We start from the raw sequence: 18539 nt of genomic DNA on the forward strand, positions 1-18539 counted from the left end.
CGCATAGCGGCGGTAAACGGAGAACATATTAGTAAATGTTTTAGTAAAAAATACCGAAAAATCAGTAAATCGTTAACTTGATCACAAAGGGTGAAATGGGTATCTTCGCTACGGGCGTTGCGAACCGCAGAGCTACGCATAGCACCAGCTACCGCCGCGCTGGAGGTAAAAGGACGTTTCTGGCGGTTTAAAGGGGGGGGGGGGAGTATCGAGGCGTATACCTCGTTGAGCTGTCCCGGTAAGCTAGCGTTTTTGTCTATTCGTTGAGACTCTATGGCCACACTGAAAGAAATCGCAGAAGCTGCAAACGTGTCTGTCGCTACCGTTTCGCGGGTGCTGAATGACGACCCCACGCTGAGCGTGAAGGCGCAAACCCGGCAAAAAATCCTGGAAGCGGCGGAGCGTCTCGAATACAAAGTCCAGCCCTCAAAACGTCACAGCGGGCATCGGCTGACTTTCGCCGCGCTTTTCACCTATAAACAAGCCATAGAGATTAACGATCCCTACTATTTGGCGATGCGCTATGGCATTGAAACTCAATGCGAAAAGTTGGATGTTTCGCTGGTGGCCTGCTACGACTTCAACGGTGAAAAACCCTTGCCTGTGGCTGACGCGCTGTTGGTCATCGGCCGGCCGCAGCCTGCGCTTTACGAACAGCTAAGCCAGCAGCGAGTGCCGGTGGTGTTCGTGGACGGTGTCATCGACGACCCGCAGTTCGACTGTGTCAATGTCGATCTGACCAAGATCAGCCAGAAGGTGATCGACTATTTCATCGAATGCGGTTACTCGCGCATTGGGTTTATCGGCGGACGTGACGATCCGGCGCTGGCCGATCAGCGCGAGCAAGCCTTTGTGGAATACGGCCGCTTGAAAAACGTGGTGCGGCCGCAGGATATTTACACCGGCGACTTCAGCAGCCAGGCGGGCTACCAGTGTGCCAGGCAAATGCTGGAGAAGAAGGGCGGTTATCCGCCAGCTCTGTTGGTCGCGACCGACTCTATCGCCATCGGGGTACTGCGTGCCTTGCACGAGCATTCGGTTCAGGTTCCTGGCCAGATTGCGCTGATCAGCGTGAACGATATCCCCACGGCACGCTTTATTTTCCCTGCGTTATCAACCGTTCGCATACCCTCTGAAACCATGGGCGCTCAGGCCGTCAATCTGTTGACTGAGCGTATTCGTGACGAACGGACCATTCCATTATCGATCTTTGTTCCCAGTTCGCTTCAGTTACGCGATACCACCGTTGCCTGAAAAGGTCCCCTGTGCCCTATGCCGATTGCGGCAGCACAGGGAGGCCGAGCGGCCAAAAATTAACGTCATGATTAAAAAAGACATTTCATATTTATTGTGATCCCGTCGTCATTAGGTAAATATGATCTGTAGTTTTTACTAAATATTTACTATCGTTCTCCCATTGAAAGCTGTCGGGAGACGTGACGTGAATAATTGGGAAAACATAGAAAAACAGTCAGAGAATCGCTTACCGCCGCGAGCGAGCTTCTTCAGCTATCGTAATGCCACGCAGGCATTAAGCTTCGATCGCAACGCCAGTGCGGCATTTCAACTGCTGAGCGGCCGTTGGCAGTTTCGTTACTTCGAACACCCTGATCGGGTGCCGGCGGCGTTCTATAGCCAACTGATGGCGGACTGGGGCGACATCACCGTGCCGGGCATGTGGCAGATGGAAGGTCACGGCCAATTGCAGTATACCGATGAGGGCTATCCCTTCCCGATCGACGTGCCTTACGTGCCGACCAACAATCCGACCGGTGCCTATCAACGCCAGTTTACGCTGGACGGCGACTGGGAAAACCAGCAGGTCATCATCAAGTTTGACGGCGTGGAAACTTACTTTGAGGTGTATCTCAACGGCCGCTACGTCGGTTTCAGCAAAGGTAGCCGTTTGTCCGCCGAATTTGATCTTAGCGACTATGTGAAAGCGGGCGAAAACCTGTTGTCCGTTCGCGTTATGCAGTGGGCCGACTCGACGTATATTGAAGATCAGGACATGTGGTGGATGGCCGGCATCTTCCGCGACGTTTACCTGATCGGTCAACAACGCACCCATATTCATGATCTCACGCTGGTCACGCGTTTCGATGAACAGTATTGCGACGCAGTGCTGGCACTGGATGTCGAGCTTGGCAACCTGAACCCGTCCGTGGCAAGCGGTTATCGCCTGCAGGCTCAGCTTTTTGACGGTGAAGCCTGCGTCGCCGAACGCTGGGAAAATGAGCTCAGTATCGGGGCCAGTGCCCGCTGCCGATTTGAGATCCCGGTCAGCCAGCCGCAGCAATGGAATGCAGAAAACCCTTATCTGTATCAATTGCTGCTTAGCCTGTATGACCACGCCGGTAATCTGGTGTCGGTGGTGCCGCAGCGCGTCGGGTTCCGTGAGATCGGCGTGCGTGAGGGGCTATTTTATGTCAACGGACGCTATTTAAAGCTGCATGGCGTGAACCGCCACGATCACGATCATCGCAAAGGGCGCGCGGTGGACATGGCGCGGGTTGAGCGCGACATCGTGTTGATGAAGCAACACAACATCAACTCGGTGCGAACCGCCCACTACCCGAACGATCCGCGCTTTTACGAATTGTGTGATATCTACGGCCTGTTTGTGATGGCGGAAACCGACCTGGAAAGCCACGGTTTCGCTAACGTTGGCGATATTAGCCGCATCACCGACGATCCTCGCTGGGAAAATGCCTACGTCGAGCGCATTGAGCGCCATGTGATGGCGCAGAAAAACCATCCCTCAATCATTATCTGGTCCCTGGGCAACGAGTCCGGTTATGGCTGCAACATCCGCGCCATGGCTAAACGCTGCAAGGCGCTGGATCCCACTCGCCTGGTGCATTACGAAGAAGACCGCGATGCGGAAGTGGTCGATGTGATCAGCACCATGTATTCGCGCGTGGCGATGATGAATGCCTTTGGCGAGTATCCCCATGCCAAGCCGCGAATTTTGTGTGAATACGCCCATGCCATGGGCAATGGGCCGGGAGGCCTGTTCGAATATCAGTCGGTGTTTAACCGCCATGCCAGCCTTCAGGGGCATTACATCTGGGAGTGGTGCGATCACGGTTTGCTTAGCCATGACGCGCAGGGACGCGAACGCTATCAGTACGGTGGTGATTACGGCGATTACCCGAATAACTATAACTTCTGCATGGATGGCCTGATCTACCCGGATCAGCGCCCCGGTCCTGGCCTGCGTGAATATAAGCAGGTGCTGTGTCCGGTAGAGGTCAGCGGCGCAGGCGAGATGACGCCGGTGCTGCGAGTTAAAAACCGCTATTGGTTCAGTTCGCTGGCCGATATTACGCTGGTCGTCAGCGTGAAGGCCGGGGGGCGTCAACTGGCCAGCTATGACATCAAACTGCCGCACCTGCAGCCGGGCGAGTCTGAAGAACTGCATTTTCCTGAGCTGGCGCTGGGCACGCAAGAAACCTTTATTGACGTTGCCGTGTATAAGGACAGCGCCACCCGTTACAGCGAAAGTGGCGATTTGCTTGGGCAGTATCAGCATCTGTTGCAACCCGCTGCGCCGCTACTCATTGCGCCGCCGGGAGATAAACGCGCTTCGCCGCTGCAATGCCATGAAGAAAACCACCGGTTGGTGGTCAGCGGCGACAATTTCAGTTTGGCTTTCTCACGTCTGAGCGGTGAACTGCTCTCTTGGCAGGTGGCGGGGGACGAAGTGGTGGGGCGTGCGCCACACCTTTCCTTCTTCAAACCGGTGATCGACAACCATAAGCAAGAGTACGAAGGGATTTGGCATCCGCACCACCTGCAGATTATGCAACATCACTTCCGCAGTCTGCACTGGGAGCGTCAGGGCGACGACCTGGTGATTGAGGTTTGCACCCTGATTGCACCGCCGGTGTTCGATTTTGGCATGCGCTGCCGTTACCGCTGGCAGATATCGCCGCAGGGGCATATCAGCCTGGATCTGTCTGGCGCGCCTTATGGCGACTTCCAACAGGTCATTCCGAAGATTGGGCTGGATTTCGGCCTCAGCCGCCGCTTTGAACAGGTGGAATACTATGGCCGTGGGCCGGGTGAAAACTATCAGGACAGCTGCCAGGCCAACCTGATCGGCCATTATCAGCAGCGGGTGGGCGAGTTGTTTGAACACTATCCGTTCCCGCAGGATAACGGCAACCGCCAAGAAGTCCGTTGGCTGAGCCTGCAGGATGGCGAAGGCAAAGGGATATTTATTCAGCCGCGACGGCCGATCAACTTCAGCCTGTGGCCTTATAGCGCCGACATGCTGCATCAGGCTCAGCACATTAACGAGCTGCAAGAAAGTGATTACCTGACGTTAAACCTTGACGATCAAATTCTGGGCCTTGGTTCCAACTCCTGGGGATCGGAGGTGCTGGATTCGTATCGGGTTTATCTGTCGCCGTTCAGCTACGGCTTTACGCTGGTGCCTTTCAATCGGCAGGAAACCCAGGCAGAGAGGCTGGCCGAGTTTAATTACGCGCCGGTCAATAATAACGCTCAGTCAGAAAAGGCGAACTCATGATTATTGTCGAATCATTAGCGGAGTTTCAGCGTATTTACCGCTCAGGGAAAAAATGGCTACGCTGCATGGAGGCCATCAATAATATTAATAATATCGAGCCGAATGTCTTTCATTCTGTCGGCGACTCGCTGGTCTACCGACTGGCGTCCGGCCCTGGGCAGCAGCATGGTGGATTGGAGGGGAATCGCCGCTATTTTGATCTGCACTATTACCTGGCCGGCCAGGAGAACATTGAGGTTGCTGATAAAAGCGAACTGACTTCGGTAGTGGCCTATCAGGATGAAACCGACCGCGAAATTTTCAACGGGCAGGGGGAAATACACCGCGTAGGCGAGGGCAACGTGGTTATTTTTGAGAACCATCAGGCGCACCGATTCAAAGAGAGTCACCAGGTAAAAAAAGTCATTTTAAAAGTGACCGTCGAAGACAGCTATTTTATGAATAAATAGCGGCAATCTCTTATTCCAATATATACCCAAAATAATTCGAGTTGCTTGTAGGCGGCAACTGAGCGAAGCCCCAGGAGCTTACTCAAGTAAGAGACTGGGGTGAGTGGCAAATCTGCCGGGAGCAGATTTGAACGTTGCTTGCAGCGGCCCCGTAAGGGGTGAGGCCCAAGGATGGGCCGAATAGTGCAGCCAACACCCAAGTAGCTTGAAGTATGACGGGTATAAGTACCCTACAAATTTCGGAGAGTGTCTATGGCTGTGTCGAATAGAAATACTATCGGCAAGTTTGGCCTGCTGGCGATGACGTTCGCGGCAGTGTTCAGCTTCAATAATGTGATAAATAATAATATCCAGCTTGGCATCGCATCCGCCCCGGTATTTTTGGTGGCGACCATTATCTATTTTATTCCTTTCTGCCTGATCATTGCTGAGTTCGTCTCGTTGAATAAAAACTCCGAGGCGGGCGTATACGCTTGGGTAAAAAGCGCGTTAGGCGGACGTTGGGCATTTATGACCGCCTATACCTACTGGTTCGTGAATTTATTCTTCTTCACCGCGCTGCTGCCGAGGGTCATCGCTTACGCCTCCTACGCGTTTTTGGGGTATGACTACGTCTTTACGCCATTAACTACCGCGATCATCAGTATTTTCCTGTTCGCATTTTCGACCTATATCTCAAACAGCGGTGCCAAACTGCTGGGCCCGATGACCTCTGTGACCTCATCGTTGATGCTGTTGCTGACGTTTTCCTACATCATTCTGGCCGGTGCGGCGGTAATTGGCGGTATAGAGCCGGCTAACCCGATTACCGTAGAAGCCATGACCCCAAGCTTTAGCTGGGCCTTCCTCGGCATTACCGCCTGGATTTTTCAGGCCGCGGGCGGGGCAGAGTCGGTTGCGGTGTACGTCAACGACGTCAAGGGCGGCAGCCGCTCTTTTGTTAAGGTGATTGTCATTTCCGGGCTGGTGATTGGCGTGCTGTATTCGGTAGCGTCCTTGCTGCTTAACGTGTTCGTTAGCCGTGCCGATTTGCACTTTACCGGTGGCACGGTGCAGGTATTCGAAGGCCTGTCGGCGCACTTTGGCCTGCCTGCGGTGCTGATGAACCGTTTCGTGGGGTTGGTTTCCTTTACCGCGATGTTTGGCTCATTGCTGATGTGGACCGCCGCACCGGTCAAAATCTTCTTCACCGAGATCCCCAAGGGCATCTTTGGCGAGAAGACCATTCGGTTGAATAAGCATGGCGTGCCAACCCGCGCCGCCTGGCTGCAGTTCTTTATCGTGATCCCGCTGATGCTGATCCCGACGTTGGGTTCGGACAGCGTGCAGGAGTTAATGAATACGCTGATAAACATGACCGCTGCCGCTTCGATGTTGCCGCCGTTGTTCATCATGCTGGCCTATCTGAACCTGCGTTTGAAGTACGACCGCGTGGAGCGTGATTTTAAAATGGGCTCCCGGCTGCAGGGGATTGCGATTGTCAGCACGCTGATTGTCATTTTCACAGTGGGCTTTATCGCGTCAACCTTCCCGACCGGCGCCAGTATCATGACCATTGTGTTTTATAACGTAGGGGGGCTGGTGGTGTTCCTCGGCTACGCCTGGTGGAAATACAACCGCTATTCGAAGAGCCTGGACGCCCAAGCCCGCTATGATGAGGACACGCCATTAGCGAGGATTGCGCTGGAGTCGCAGGAGGGTAAAAAGGCCCCAAGTGGCGATCTGGGCTGTACCACTTTGTAAGCGTATTAGTGATTTATCCACGTCCCCTCGGCATTCGCTGAGGGGCACCAACTTTCCAGAACGCGACTTCATTTCAATACAAATGTGAAAGCCATCCCTTTTCGATGAGAACACCGGCTGCCCCAACCCTCGAAAAAAGCGCAAGATGCGACTAACCAAACATAAGTTAGGTTATACGCATGGAAATCCTATCCGGTTGTTTTATTAAGATTATTATAAGAATAAAATGCTGTGTCTCGGCTAATGATTATTTTTGACTCTTTTTGAAGGATAAAACCGACTTTATTATTTGATGGGTATCACAGAATTAACGCTGAAACCCGGTTCATTCATCTTACGATCCTCTTCCCAAATCTTCGCTAAAGCCTTTAATCCCACTTTACTGTTTTTCATGCCCGATATAAAACAAACGTATGTTTAAAAACAAACAAGTGTCCAATATGACCAGCAGAGAAAAACAGATATTGCATCTTCTGAGACGTGATCCTTTGATCCCACAGCAGGAAATTGCCGATGTTTTAGGTATTAGCCGCTCTGGTGTCGCCGGACACATTATGAATTTAATGAATAAAGGATATATAAAGGGTAAGGGTTATATATTGTCGGAGCACAGCTATGTGGTAACCGTAGGTTCCACCAATATGGATGTCTGCGGTTATGCTTCCTCTAAATTAGTGTATGAAGATTCCAACCCGGGAAAAATAAAATGCACGCCAGGTGGGGTGGGCAGAAATATTGCGCAGAATGTCGCCTTATTAGGCCGGGAATGTCACCTTATTTCCGTCGTCGGTGACGACTTCTATGGCGAAACCTTATTCGAACAGGCAAAGCTGGCGGGGGTACATGTCGACAGCTTCCATAAATTGCACGGTGAAAATACTTCTACCTATGTCTCCTTACTCGATAACAACGGCGAAATGCTGGTGGCGATTAACGACATGCGCATTCTCGAGAAACTCACACCGGCGTTATTGGCCACGTCTAAAGAGTTGTTCCTGCATGCGGGCGTGCTGGTGGTTGACTGCAACCTGACCGAGGACGCACTGGCCTGGCTATTCGGGCACTCCGGCAGCGTGCCGGTGTTTGTTGACACCGTATCGGCATTTAAAGCGCCCAAAATCCGCCGTTGGCTCTCGCATATCCATACTCTCAAGCCCAATCGCCTCGAAGCCGAGATCCTCAGCGGCATGGCGATCCACGGGCCGCAGGATGCGCCAGCGGTGGCCCGCTGGTTCCATCAACAAGGGGTACAACGCCTGGCGCTCAGCATGGGGCCAGCCGGGGTTTATTACAGCGAAATTGATGGGCAAAACGGCTGGTCGCAGCCACTGGTCGTCGACATCGTCAATGTGACTGGGGCCGGCGACGCCATGATGGCGGGCCTGGCCCATTGCTGGCTGGAAGATATGACGCTGGCGGACAGCATTCGTTTTGCGCAGGGTTGCTCGGCATTGACGCTGGCATCCGAATTTACCAATAACCCGAACCTGTCGAATGGCAGCGTACAAAAACTGTTGGAGCTACAAGCATGAAAAATAAAATGATTTCCCATGACTATCTGGACATTTCGCCGGAGGTTGCCGAGGCTTTGGCCCACAAACGCCCGGTTGTGGCTCTGGAATCCACCATCATTTCTCACGGCATGCCGTACCCACAGAACGCGCAGACGGCGCTGGAAGTGGAACAAAAGATCCGCGATCACGGCGCGGTGCCCGCGACCATCGCCATCATTAACGGCCGCATGAAGGCGGGATTAAGCCGTGAGGAAATAGAGCTACTGGGTAAAGAGGGCCATAAGGTGGCGAAAGTGAGCCGTCGCGATCTGCCGTTCATCGTCGCCGCCGGTAAACACGGGGCGACCACCGTGGCCTCAACCATGATTATTGCCGAGATGGCGGGCATTCACGTCTTTGCCACCGGTGGCATCGGCGGCGTGCACCGCGGCGCAGAACACACGTTTGATATCTCGGCGGATCTGCAGGAGCTGGCACGCACCAATGTCGCGGTGATCTGTGCCGGTGCCAAGTCTATTTTGGATTTGGGGCTGACCACCGAATACCTCGAAACCCACGGTGTACCGCTGATCGGCTACCAGACCCAAACGCTGCCGGCATTCTTTTGCCGTACCAGCCCCTTCAGGGTCAGCATTCAGCTAGATGCCCCGGCGGAGATCGCCCGCGCCATGGCCACCAAGTGGCAGACCGGGCTGGAGGGCGGCATGGTGATTGCCAACCCGATCCCGGCGCAGTATGCGGTGTCGGAGGAAAAAATTAATGCCGCCATTGAGCGTGCCGTGCGGGAATCGGTTGAACAAGGCGTTCAGGGCAAGGACAGCACGCCATTTTTGCTGGCCAGAGTGGCTGAATTGACCGGGGGCGACAGCCTGACCGCCAATATTCAATTGGTGTTCAACAACGCCAAGCTGGCCGCGCAAATTGCGTGTTGTTATCAGGAGGCCGCCGCCTAAGACGACGCGTTATTCCTTAAGTTTTACCCTATAAACAACATTAAATAAAAACGCCAGCCTGAAAGGTGGAGGGGAGTGCTTTGCCCTTTTCACCTTTCAGGACAGGTACATTTACATACCCAATGACTTTTCCGCTACGGCTGAAATACGACGGGTATTAAGGGACGGATTTATGGACTTACTACGCAGCCTGTCAGGTATCTGTATTCTTCTCCTTATTGCTTTTATTTTTTCCAACAACCGTAAACGAATCAGCATGAGAACCGTTTTCAGCGCATTAATACTGCAAGTGCTGTTGGGCGCAATTATGTTATATGTGCCCGCCGGTAAGTGGGTGGTTAATGCTATTGCCGGTGGCGTCAATAAAGTCATTTCGTACAGCGATGCCGGTAGCTCATTTATTTTTGGCGGACTGGTCGGCCCTAAAATGAATGTCTTGTTTGACGGCGCGGGTTTTGTTTTCGCTTTTCATGTTCTGCCGGCCATTATTTTTATTACCGCACTGATTTCGATTCTCTATTACCTCGGCGTGATGGGGTGGGTGATTAATCTGTTAGGCTACGTATTCCAAAAGATGCTGAGCATCAGCAAGGTTGAGGCTTTTGCCGCGGTGACCACCATCTTTTTAGGGCAAAACGAGCTGCCCGCGGTGCTTAAGCCTTTTATTAACAAGATGAGCCGCAATGAGCTGTTTACCGTCATTTGCAGCGGAATGGCGTCGATCGCCGGATCGATGTTGGTGGGGTATGCCGGCCTTGGCGTACCGATTGAATATCTGCTGGCGGCATCGTTGATGGCGATCCCCGGTGGCATTCTGTTCGCACGTATGCTGAGCCCGGCAACCGAGGCGTCGCAGGTCGAGTTCAGCCAGATGGCGTTCAGTGAAAAACGCCCGGCGAGCATTATCGAAGCCGCGGCCAGCGGCGCGATGCTCGGGCTGAAAATAGCCGTGGGCGTCGCTACCGTGGTAATGGCCTTTGTGGCGTTAATTGCGCTGATTAATGGCCTGATTGGCGGCGTCGGCAGCCTGTTTGGCTGGCAACAGCTTAGCCTGGAAAGGTTGTTCGGATATGTGTTCTCGCCTTTGGCTTATATCATGGGGGTTAGCTGGGATAACGCTGGGGTAGTAGGTGGGCTGATTGGCCAGAAGCTGGCGATAAACGAATTTGTCGCATACGTGAATTTTTCAGCCTATCTCAAAGACAGCGTCGCGGTGCTCGATCCTAAAACCATCGCCGTCATCTCTTTCGCACTGTGCGGGTTCGCCAACTTCGGCTCGATAGCCGTGGTGGTGGGGGCGTTCAGCGCGGTAGCACCGGAACGCGCTTCGGATATTGCCAGCCTGGGCTTGCGCGCGCTGCTGGCCGCTACCTTGTCTAATCTGATGAGCGCCACCATCGCCGGGCTGTTTATCGGTCTCGGTGCTTTGAGCGTGGCATTATGATCACGCCCTTTCTTTGGCGTGAGCGTTATTATTTTCCGCGCTAAACTTGCGCATTAGATAAGTGACTACTAATGTGTAGTCATGAATGAAAATGACCTCTTCAAAGCGCTGGCGGATCCCACCCGGCGCAGCATCTTCGAAAAACTGGCCGCTGGCGGCATGAATGCCAGCGCACTGCGTGAAGGCATGTCGATCAGCCAATCTGCGATGTCTCAACACCTGGCCGTGTTGCGGCAGGCGGGGCTGGTGTGCGAGGCGCGCCAGGGGCGTTTCGTCAATTATCAGGTTGACCCGCAAGGGTTGGCGGTCATCGCGCAATGGCTGGACAAATACCGTGCCTTCTGGCCGGCACGCATCGACAGGCTGAACGTTTTGCTAAAGGACATGGATCAATGACCCCAACCGACGCCACGCAGCCGCCGCTGGTGCTGGAGTATCAACTCGATGCGCCGCCAGAGAAAATCTGGAGGGCTATCGTGATCCCGGCATTGCGCGAACAATGGTTACCGAATGCCGAACTGGCCGATACCGAACCGGTAGCGATAACGCCGGGCGAAGCAATCAGCTACCGGATGCGTGATGACCGACCGCCGTACCTCGAAAGTACCGTGACCTTGCAAATTCTGCCCGCCGCCGACGGCGGAAGCCTGTTACGCGTCATTCACCGACTCGACGACGAAGGGTTGACGGCAGCGAACGACGGTGGATTGCAGCTGATGCGCGCTGCCTGACGCTCAACTCATTATTCCAATCTGAAAACAGGAGTTCACCGATGCGTGAATCGATGCTGCTCGTCCCGATGGTGGTAGAACAGACCAGCCAGGGAGAACGTTCGTTCGACATTTATTCGCGGCTGCTGCGCGACCGCATCGTTTTCCTGAACGGGGAGGTTAACGATCAGGTGGCAGAAATGCTTTGTGCTCAACTGCTGTTTCTCGAAGCTGAGAACCCGGAGAAACCCATAAATTTATATATCAATTCACCGGGCGGGGTGATCACCAGTGGCTTTGCCATCTACGACACTATGCAGTACATCAACGCACCGGTGCATACGCTGTGTATGGGCACAGCTCGCTCGATGGGGTCATTCCTGCTGATGGCGGGTGAGGCAGGCCACCGGATGGCGCTGCCCAATGCCAGCCTGCACGTGCACCAGCCACTGGGCGGTTTTCAGGGGCAAGCGTCAGATATCCTTATCCAGGCCGAAGAGATGAAACGCACCAAGCACACCGTGATCCGCCTGTACGCCGAACACTGCGGTCGTAGCTACGAAGAGGTTGAGCGCGCACTCGATCGCGACCGCTTTATGAGCGCCGACCAAGCGGTAGAGTGGGGGCTGGTGGATAAGGTGCTACGGGCGCGATGATACGCTGCTCAGCAGACGATCAAGGGCCTGTAGATACTGTTCTTGCAGGCTCTGCGCCTGTAGAGAGTCTCCCCGTACCGCGACAAGGGCCAAACCGCTGCCATGGGCATGATCAATCAAAATATCGCGCCACTGTAGGGGCTCTGTCGTCATCTCAGCCAGCAAGGCCGTAAGGCGATCGGTAATCTGACGGGTGACCCCGGCAAAGGCCTCTGGCGTGGCAAAGATTGCCAGCGTGAGCTGGGGATGATAGCCGACTGCGCGATGATAGCGCGTGAGCAATGTTCGAATTTCTGTCCGCGGGTCAGCCAATCCGCTCAACCCCTCCATGGCTTCGGCATAGACGCGATCGGATAAAGCACGCAATAGCCCGGCCAGATCACCAATATGGTGATAGAGGCTCATCGGCGTGACGCCCAGCCGAGTGGCGAGGGTACGCATCGTCAGCCCTTGTCCGCCACTTTCATCCAGCAGGCCAAGAGCGGAATCCAGAATGTCATCCCGCGTTACTCCTTTTCCGTTGGTTGGACGCCCACGTGGACGAGTCATTGGGGCAATACCTGATAGTGGGTTTGCACCAGGCCCGAAGGAAAGCTCCGGTTCGACAGTAATTTTAAATCAATGTCCTGTTGCAGTGAGCCGAACAGAGGTCTGCCCGAGCCAAGCAGTACGGGAACCTTGGTGATCACCATATCGCTAATCAACTCTTCGCGCAGAAAGGACTGTATTAATTGCCCACCATCCACATAGACGCGGTGCACATTCTGCGCGGCCAACTGCTCAAGCGCATACTTTGGCGTGAGGTTGGCGAACCGAACTTTACCTGTCAGGGCTGGAGGGACCGGCTCATTGGCCAGTTGTTTGGACAGTACGAGTACCGGGAGGTCATAAGGCCAGCTATCGAAGGTGAGTACCTTTTCATAAGTCCCTCTCCCCATCAGGATCATGTCTTTGTCAGCGATAAAGGTATCGAAGCCATGATCTTCGGCCGAGGTGTCGCGTTGCAATAACCAGTCGATGTCGCCATCTTGCCGAGCGATAAAACCGTCCAGGCTGGTGGCGATGAAAACGTGTGTAGTGATCATTGAATGCTCCATATTTATACGCTGTATATTATTGCGTTGGTATGGCCCAAAATCAACATTACCGGTTAAAACAAAAAATCCACGCCGGGGCGTGGATTTTGGAGTTTGCTGCAGAGGCGGGAGTTAGACGTTGAACAAGAAGTTCATCACGTCGCCGTCTTTAACGATGTAGTCTTTACCTTCTGAACGCATCTTGCCGGCTTCTTTGGCACCTTGCTCACCCTTGTAGGTGATGAAGTCTTCAAAAGCGATGGTTTGAGCGCGGATAAAGCCTTTTTCGAAGTCGGTGTGGATCTTGCCAGCTGCCTGCGGGGCGGTAGCGCCAACCGGGATGGTCCAGGCGCGGACTTCTTTCACACCGGCGGTGAAGTAGGTCTGCAGGTTCAGCAGCTCGTAACCGGCGCGGATCACGCGGTTCAGGCCCGGCTCTTCCAGGCCCAGTTCGGCCATGAATTCTTCGCGATCTTCGTCTTCCAGCTCGGCGATATCGGATTCTACTGCGGCGCACACGGCAACCACAACCGAGCCTTCGCCCGCAGCGATTTCACGCACTTTGTCCAGGTACGGGTTGTTTTCGAAACCGTCTTCGTTGACGTTGGCGATGTACATGGTTGGTTTCAGCGTCAGGAAGCTCAGGTAGCGGATTGCCGCCTTGTCTTCTTCGGACAGATCCAGCGCACGCAGCATGCCGGCGTTTTCCAGCTGTGGCAGGCATTTTTCCAGGGCTGCCAGTTCCGCTTTCGCGTCTTTGTCGCCGCCTTTGGCTTTCTTCTGCACGCGGTGGATCGCGCGTTCGCAGGTGTCGAGATCCGACAAGGCCAGTTCGGTATTGATGACGTCGATGTCGTCAGCCGGGTCAACTTTGTTGTTAACGTGGATGATGTTGTCGTTTTCGAAGCAGCGAACCACGTGGCCAATCGCTTCGGTTTCGCGGATGTTGGTCAGGAACTGGTTACCCAGACCTTCACCTTTGGACGCGCCCTTGACCAGGCCGGCGATGTCGACGAATTCCATGGTGGTCGGCAGGATACGCTGTGGCTTGACGATCTCGGCCAGCTGGTCCAGACGCGGATCGGGCATCGGCACCACACCGGTGTTAGGTTCAATGGTGCAGAACGGGAAGTTGGCTGCTTCGATACCCGCTTTGGTCAACGCGTTGAACAGGGTGGATTTGCCTACGTTAGGCAGGCCGACGATACCGCATTTGAATCCCATGTTGTTATCACCTTAAATATCTTAACTATCAGCCGGTTAGGTTTAACCCACTGCATAAAGGACGAAATAATGGCGCCATTATACACGTAATGGCCGTTTTTCTCGATCTGGCTGTGTGTGATGGGTAAATGCCGAGGCAGTGCCGGTTTTTGATTGAGATTTGGATCACATTTACACATACTGACACTTCTGATTAACCTACAGGAAACGTGCCGGATGTCCTTCTTGCCCAGTCCACCCTAAGCTCTCTCCCTCCTGAGGTTTGCCGCGCCCTGCGGCCTTGCTTCCCGTGCTGCGGGAATGTGTTTTATCTGTCAGAAGTGAATAATCCATGTTTAACCTGAACAATTTCAGGCTGTCGGCCGTCAAGAACGAGGTGCTGGCGGGCTTTGTGGTGGCGGTTTCAATGATCCCGGAAGCGGTCGGCTTTTCGCTGGTTGCCGGGCTTTCTCCGATCGTCGGGTTGCACACCGCCTTTATTATCGGGCTGGTCACCGCGCTGTTTGGCGGCAAGCCGGGCATGGTGTCGGGTGCGGCCGGGTCGATAGTGGTGGTGCTGATGAGCCTGGCGGCGCAGTACGGCATGGGGTACGTACTGTGGGCGACGATTTTTGCCGGGGTTATCCAAATCCTGATCGGCATTTTCCGCCTGGGTAAGTTTATCCGGCTGGTGCCGCTGCCCGCGGTTCACGGCTTCGTGAACGGGCTGGCGATTGTCATTATGCTGGCGCAACTGCATATGATTGCCGGGCAGGGGCCGCTGATGTATGGGCTGGTGGCTCTGGCGATCCTGGTGGTGGTGTTCTTCCCACGGTTGACGCGTGTCATCCCCGCGTCACTGGCGGCGCTAATCGTGGTGTCTGCTCTGGCAATCGGGTTTAACCTGCAAACGCTGCGGGTCGGCGATTTGGCGGACATTTCCGGTGCATTACCGCACTTCAGCCTGCCGATGGCGCCTTTTACCCTCGAGATGCTGAAAGTGGTGTTGCCGTACGCAGTGGTAATCGCGCTGGTGGGGCTGATCGAATCGCTGCTTACCATGACGGTGCTGGATGAAATGGGCGGCAAGAAAGGTAACGGCAACCGCGAGAGCATCGCCCAGGGGGCTGGCAACGCGGTTTGTGGCCTGTTTGGTTGTTTCGCCGGTTGCGCAATGATTGGCCAGTCGATCATCAACTTCACTTCAGGCGGGCGTGGGCGTATTTCCGGCGTGGTTGGCGCGATACTTCTGATTCTGTTTGTGGTCAGCCTGTCGGGCTATATCGGCCTGTTGCCGGTGGCGGCGTTGGCCGGGGTGATGCTGGTGGTGTGTTACAACACCTTTGAGTGGAGCTCGCTGCGCCGTCTGCGCCGGATGCCGAAGGCGGATGCGCTGGTGATGCTGCTGGTGACCCTGATTACCATCTTTACCGATCTGGCGATGGCCGTGATCAGCGGGGTGATCATTTCGGCGCTGGTATTTGCCTGGCAGCAGGCACGTATTCGCGTGCGTCAGCATCGGGTGGAAGGTGAGGTGGCGGTATATCAGTTGGACGGGCCGCTGTTCTTCGGCTCCACCACGGCCTTTGCCGAACTGTTCGAACCGAAAAACGATCCGCAAAATGTGGTGCTGGATTTTGCCGGTACCCGGGTGATGGATTCCAGCGGCGTGGAGGCGATTGATAAGCTGACGGCACGCTATCTGGCGGCGGGGAAAACCATTCGGCTACGTCATCTGAGCGGTGACTGTGTACGCCTGTTGAAACAGGCCGGCCCGTTTTGCAGCCATGAACTGGACGATCCGCAATATTACGTGGCGGAAGAGGGCTACCAAACCGATGACGCTAACGTCGGCGAAGAAACCTTTAAACTGCGCACCTAAGGCAGATTGCAGCGGGCGCGATGCCCGCTGCAACGATGATCAGGCCTGTGCCTTGAAGCTGTGCAGGCGACGAACGGTTTTTTCCAACCCGTCAGTCAGCAGCACTTCCGTACAGCGTGCTGCTTCATCGATCGCTTCATCAATCATTTTTTGTTCGCTGGCCGGTGGCTTGCCGAGCACGAAACCTACCACTTTGTTTTTATCGCCCGGGTGGCCGATGCCGATGCGCAAGCGATAGAAATTCGGGTTATTGCCAAATTTGTTCTGAATATCCTTCAGCCCGTTGTGGCCACCGTTGCCGCCGCCCAGTTTGATCTTGGCAACGCCGGGGGGAATATCCAGCTCGTCATGCGCCACCAGGATTTCGTCCGGCTCGATGCGGTAGAAATTGGCCATTGCCAATACCGCTTTGCCGCTGAGATTCATAAAGGTGGTAGGCACCAACAGCCGCACGTCGTTGCCGGCCAGGTTCAGCCGGGCGGTGTAGCCGAAGAACTTGCTCTCTTCTTTGAGCTGCTGGTTATGGCGCTGGGCCAGTAAATCGACGTACCAGGCGCCGGCGTTGTGCCGCGTCTGCGCGTATTCAGCGCCCGGATTCGCCAGGCCGACTATCAATTTAATACTGCTCACTGGGAGATTCGCTATGATCGATATAATGGAAAGGGCAATAGTCTACCTGCCGACGCCACGAATGACAAAATCCTGATATGTCCGGTCGCGCATTGACGGAACTATAGTCAGAAAAGAGAATAATTCATTAGCGGAATCATTCAATTTGATCGCTAATAGACTCATTCTGGTAAAGTTTTGTCATGTTTTCTTTACCATTTGTGATCCTCTCCGCAATCACCTTGTCCAACCAGGGGCTATACTTAACTTATCAAAGTGGGTTAACCAGTTAGAGAGTTATCCCGGTTGGCACATGGCACTATGGAGGTGGCATATGAAACGTAGAAACGCGGACAGAATGGGCAACTTTTTTATGGGGCTGGGCCTGGTCGTGATGATCGGCGGTGTCGGATACTCCATTGTTGCTGAAGTTTCGCAGTTCAACCTGCCGCAGTTTTTCGCCCATGGCGCAATCATGAGTATCTTCGTGGGTGCGTTGTTGTGGCTGGTAGGTGCGCGTATTGGCGGTCGTGAGCAGGTAGCGGATCGTTACTGGTGGGTAAAACACTTTGATAAACGTTGCCGCAACGATCATCATCGTTCGTCACATTGATTAGAAAGAAGGGAACAGGCGTTACGGCAAAGGAAATCTGCCGCGCATTAAGGCTTAAGGTCATGTTTGACTACCCGTAGAAAACCCGTTGCTGCTATGCACCAACGGGTTTTTCTTTTTCTGCTTTTAGGCCATCAATCTCTTCGGTACGGCAGGGTGCCGCACCGAAAAGAGAACTGATTAATGCTCGAACATCGCAGAAATTGACTCTTCGTTGCTGATACGGCGGATGGCTTCAGCCAGCATGCCAGACAGCGTCAGAGTGCGTACGTTTTTCAGAGCCTTGATTTCTGGAGACAGCGGAATGGTGTCGCAGACAATCACTTCATCAATTACCGAGTTGCGGATGTTTTCCACGGCGTTACCGGAGAAGATCGGGTGCGTCGCGTAGGCAAATACGCGCTTGGCACCGCGTTCTTTCAACGCTTCAGCCGCTTTACATAAGGTACCGCCGGTATCGATCATATCGTCAACCAGTACACAGTCACGGCCTGCTACGTCACCAATGATGTGCATCACCTGAGAAACGTTCGCGCGCGGGCGGCGTTTATCGATGATAGCCATATCGGTGTCATTCAGCAGTTTGGCGATTGCGCGGGCGCGCACTACGCCGCCGATGTCTGGGGAAACCACGATTGGGTTCTCCAGATTCTGTTGCAGCATGTCTTCCAGCAGGATCGGGCTACCGAACACGTTATCTACCGGAACATCGAAGAAGCCTTGGATCTGTTCAGCGTGCAGATCCACCGTCAAAACGCGGTCAACCCCTACACTGGAGAGGAAATCGGCTACAACTTTGGCCGTGATTGGCACACGAGCAGAACGCACGCGGCGATCCTGGCGGGCATAACCGAAGTAAGGGATAACAGCAGTAATACGACCTGCGGAGGCGCGACGCAGGGCATCTACCATAACGACCAGTTCCATCAGGTTGTCGTTGGTAGGGGCACAGGTGGACTGGATGATGAAAATATCACCGCCGCGTACATTTTCGTTGATTTGCACGCTCACTTCGCCGTCGCTAAAACGACCTACTGCGGCGTCACCAAGGCTGGTGTACAAACGGTTGGCAATACGTTGTGCTAGTTCCGGGGTGGCGTTACCAGCAAAAAGCTTCATATCAGGCACGAGAAGAACCTCAGGCATGCGT

General features: G+C 54.2%; 17 protein-coding genes. 12 read left to right on the forward strand and 5 right to left on the reverse strand.

All coding sequences use genetic code 11. From position 1 onward, the window contains the following. Window positions 1-273: 273 nt before the first annotated feature. The 10 genes from ebgR to NR114_RS03765 all read left to right on the forward strand — a co-directional run bounded on the left by ebgR (window position 274) and on the right by NR114_RS03765 (window position 12006). Window positions 274-1254 (forward strand): transcriptional regulator EbgR, encoded by a 981-nt coding sequence (ebgR, locus tag NR114_RS03720; RefSeq protein ID WP_116690719.1) that lies wholly within the window; start codon window positions 274-276, stop codon window positions 1252-1254. 187 nt (window positions 1255-1441) lie between these two features. Continuing rightward, window positions 1442-4537: a beta-galactosidase subunit alpha gene (ebgA, locus tag NR114_RS03725; RefSeq protein WP_234529566.1), complete on the forward strand. Its 3096-nt coding sequence runs from the start codon at window positions 1442-1444 to the stop codon at window positions 4535-4537. Next, window positions 4534-4986 (forward strand): beta-galactosidase subunit beta, encoded by a 453-nt coding sequence (locus NR114_RS03730; protein WP_116690717.1) that lies wholly within the window; start codon window positions 4534-4536, stop codon window positions 4984-4986. The genes ebgA and NR114_RS03730 overlap by 4 nt, the downstream gene beginning before the upstream one ends. A 252-nt stretch (window positions 4987-5238) precedes the next feature. Then, complete coding sequence (locus NR114_RS03735) at window positions 5239-6729, forward strand: amino acid permease (RefSeq protein WP_176983930.1); 1491 nt, start codon at window positions 5239-5241, stop codon at window positions 6727-6729. Window positions 6730-7142: 413 nt separating this feature from the next. Then, on the forward strand, window positions 7143-8261 hold the full coding sequence (locus tag NR114_RS03740; protein WP_234529565.1) for a PfkB family carbohydrate kinase: 1119 nt from the start codon (window positions 7143-7145) through the stop codon (window positions 8259-8261). Next, window positions 8258-9196 carry a pseudouridine-5'-phosphate glycosidase gene (locus tag NR114_RS03745; protein ID WP_234529564.1) on the forward strand — a complete coding sequence of 313 codons (939 nt, stop codon included), beginning with the start codon at window positions 8258-8260 and terminating at the stop codon, window positions 9194-9196. Before NR114_RS03740 ends, NR114_RS03745 begins: the two co-directional genes overlap by 4 nt. Window positions 9197-9368: 172 nt before the next feature. After that, window positions 9369-10640, forward strand: coding sequence for a NupC/NupG family nucleoside CNT transporter (locus NR114_RS03750; protein WP_020826415.1), 1272 nt, complete (start codon window positions 9369-9371; stop codon window positions 10638-10640). Between the two features lie 81 nt (window positions 10641-10721). Further along, window positions 10722-11036, forward strand: coding sequence for a helix-turn-helix transcriptional regulator (locus NR114_RS03755; protein ID WP_129940302.1), 315 nt, complete (start codon window positions 10722-10724; stop codon window positions 11034-11036). Further along, window positions 11033-11371: an SRPBCC domain-containing protein gene (locus tag NR114_RS03760; RefSeq protein ID WP_234529563.1), complete on the forward strand. Its 339-nt coding sequence runs from the start codon at window positions 11033-11035 to the stop codon at window positions 11369-11371. Before NR114_RS03755 ends, NR114_RS03760 begins: the two co-directional genes overlap by 4 nt. Window positions 11372-11412: 41 nt before the next feature. Next, on the forward strand, window positions 11413-12006 hold the full coding sequence (locus NR114_RS03765; protein WP_234529562.1) for an ATP-dependent Clp protease proteolytic subunit: 594 nt from the start codon (window positions 11413-11415) through the stop codon (window positions 12004-12006). On the opposite strand, the gene NR114_RS03770 is transcribed toward NR114_RS03765, so the two are convergent. From NR114_RS03770 to ychF, 3 genes are all read right to left on the reverse strand, one after another. Then, window positions 11992-12555, reverse strand: a complete 564-nt coding sequence (locus tag NR114_RS03770) for a TetR/AcrR family transcriptional regulator (RefSeq protein ID WP_234529561.1) — start codon at window positions 12553-12555, stop codon at window positions 11992-11994. The genes NR114_RS03765 and NR114_RS03770 overlap by 15 nt on opposite strands. After that, window positions 12552-13091 (reverse strand): dihydrofolate reductase family protein, encoded by a 540-nt coding sequence (locus NR114_RS03775; protein WP_234529560.1) that lies wholly within the window; start codon window positions 13089-13091, stop codon window positions 12552-12554. The genes NR114_RS03770 and NR114_RS03775 overlap by 4 nt, the downstream gene beginning before the upstream one ends. Window positions 13092-13214: 123 nt before the next feature. Beyond that, on the reverse strand, window positions 13215-14306 hold the full coding sequence (gene ychF, locus NR114_RS03780) for a redox-regulated ATPase YchF (RefSeq protein ID WP_020826439.1): 1092 nt from the start codon (window positions 14304-14306) through the stop codon (window positions 13215-13217). A gap of 331 nt (window positions 14307-14637) precedes the next feature. On the opposite strand from ychF, the gene NR114_RS03785 reads away from it, so the two are divergent. Continuing rightward, complete coding sequence (locus NR114_RS03785) at window positions 14638-16167, forward strand: SulP family inorganic anion transporter (RefSeq protein ID WP_115059073.1); 1530 nt, start codon at window positions 14638-14640, stop codon at window positions 16165-16167. A gap of 39 nt (window positions 16168-16206) precedes the next feature. Here NR114_RS03785 and pth read toward each other — a convergent pair whose 3' ends face one another. Beyond that, on the reverse strand, window positions 16207-16797 hold the full coding sequence (gene pth, locus NR114_RS03790) for an aminoacyl-tRNA hydrolase (RefSeq protein ID WP_020826441.1): 591 nt from the start codon (window positions 16795-16797) through the stop codon (window positions 16207-16209). A gap of 313 nt (window positions 16798-17110) precedes the next feature. Here pth and ychH point away from each other — a divergent pair, with 313 nt between their 5' ends. Then, complete coding sequence (gene ychH / locus NR114_RS03795) at window positions 17111-17389, forward strand: stress-induced protein YchH (protein WP_041414467.1); 279 nt, start codon at window positions 17111-17113, stop codon at window positions 17387-17389. A 180-nt stretch (window positions 17390-17569) separates the two neighbouring features. On the opposite strand, the gene prs is transcribed toward ychH, so the two are convergent. Continuing rightward, complete coding sequence (prs, locus tag NR114_RS03800) at window positions 17570-18517, reverse strand: ribose-phosphate diphosphokinase (protein WP_041414469.1); 948 nt, start codon at window positions 18515-18517, stop codon at window positions 17570-17572. Window positions 18518-18539: the final 22 nt, after the last annotated feature.

It is taken from the genome of Serratia sp. Ser99, assembly GCF_024519545.1.
GTDB classification, from domain to species: domain Bacteria; phylum Pseudomonadota; class Gammaproteobacteria; order Enterobacterales; family Enterobacteriaceae; genus Serratia; species Serratia liquefaciens.

Coding starts and splice junctions, on each gene's coding strand:
- ebgR (WP_116690719.1), top strand. CDS start 274: ATGGCCACACTGAAAGAAATCGCAGAAGCTGCAAACGTGTCTGTCGCT.
- NR114_RS03730 (WP_116690717.1), top strand. CDS start 4,534: ATGATTATTGTCGAATCATTAGCGGAGTTTCAGCGTATTTACCGCTCA.
- NR114_RS03735 (WP_176983930.1), top strand. CDS start 5,239: ATGGCTGTGTCGAATAGAAATACTATCGGCAAGTTTGGCCTGCTGGCG.
- NR114_RS03740 (WP_234529565.1), top strand. CDS start 7,143: ATGTTTAAAAACAAACAAGTGTCCAATATGACCAGCAGAGAAAAACAG.
- NR114_RS03745 (WP_234529564.1), top strand. CDS start 8,258: ATGAAAAATAAAATGATTTCCCATGACTATCTGGACATTTCGCCGGAG.
- NR114_RS03750 (WP_020826415.1), top strand. CDS start 9,369: ATGGACTTACTACGCAGCCTGTCAGGTATCTGTATTCTTCTCCTTATT.
- NR114_RS03755 (WP_129940302.1), top strand. CDS start 10,722: ATGAATGAAAATGACCTCTTCAAAGCGCTGGCGGATCCCACCCGGCGC.
- NR114_RS03760 (WP_234529563.1), top strand. CDS start 11,033: ATGACCCCAACCGACGCCACGCAGCCGCCGCTGGTGCTGGAGTATCAA.
- NR114_RS03765 (WP_234529562.1), top strand. CDS start 11,413: ATGCGTGAATCGATGCTGCTCGTCCCGATGGTGGTAGAACAGACCAGC.
- NR114_RS03770 (WP_234529561.1), bottom strand. CDS start 12,555: ATGACTCGTCCACGTGGGCGTCCAACCAACGGAAAAGGAGTAACGCGG.
- NR114_RS03775 (WP_234529560.1), bottom strand. CDS start 13,091: ATGATCACTACACACGTTTTCATCGCCACCAGCCTGGACGGTTTTATC.
- ychF (WP_020826439.1), bottom strand. CDS start 14,306: ATGGGATTCAAATGCGGTATCGTCGGCCTGCCTAACGTAGGCAAATCC.
- NR114_RS03785 (WP_115059073.1), top strand. CDS start 14,638: ATGTTTAACCTGAACAATTTCAGGCTGTCGGCCGTCAAGAACGAGGTG.
- ychH (WP_041414467.1), top strand. CDS start 17,111: ATGAAACGTAGAAACGCGGACAGAATGGGCAACTTTTTTATGGGGCTG.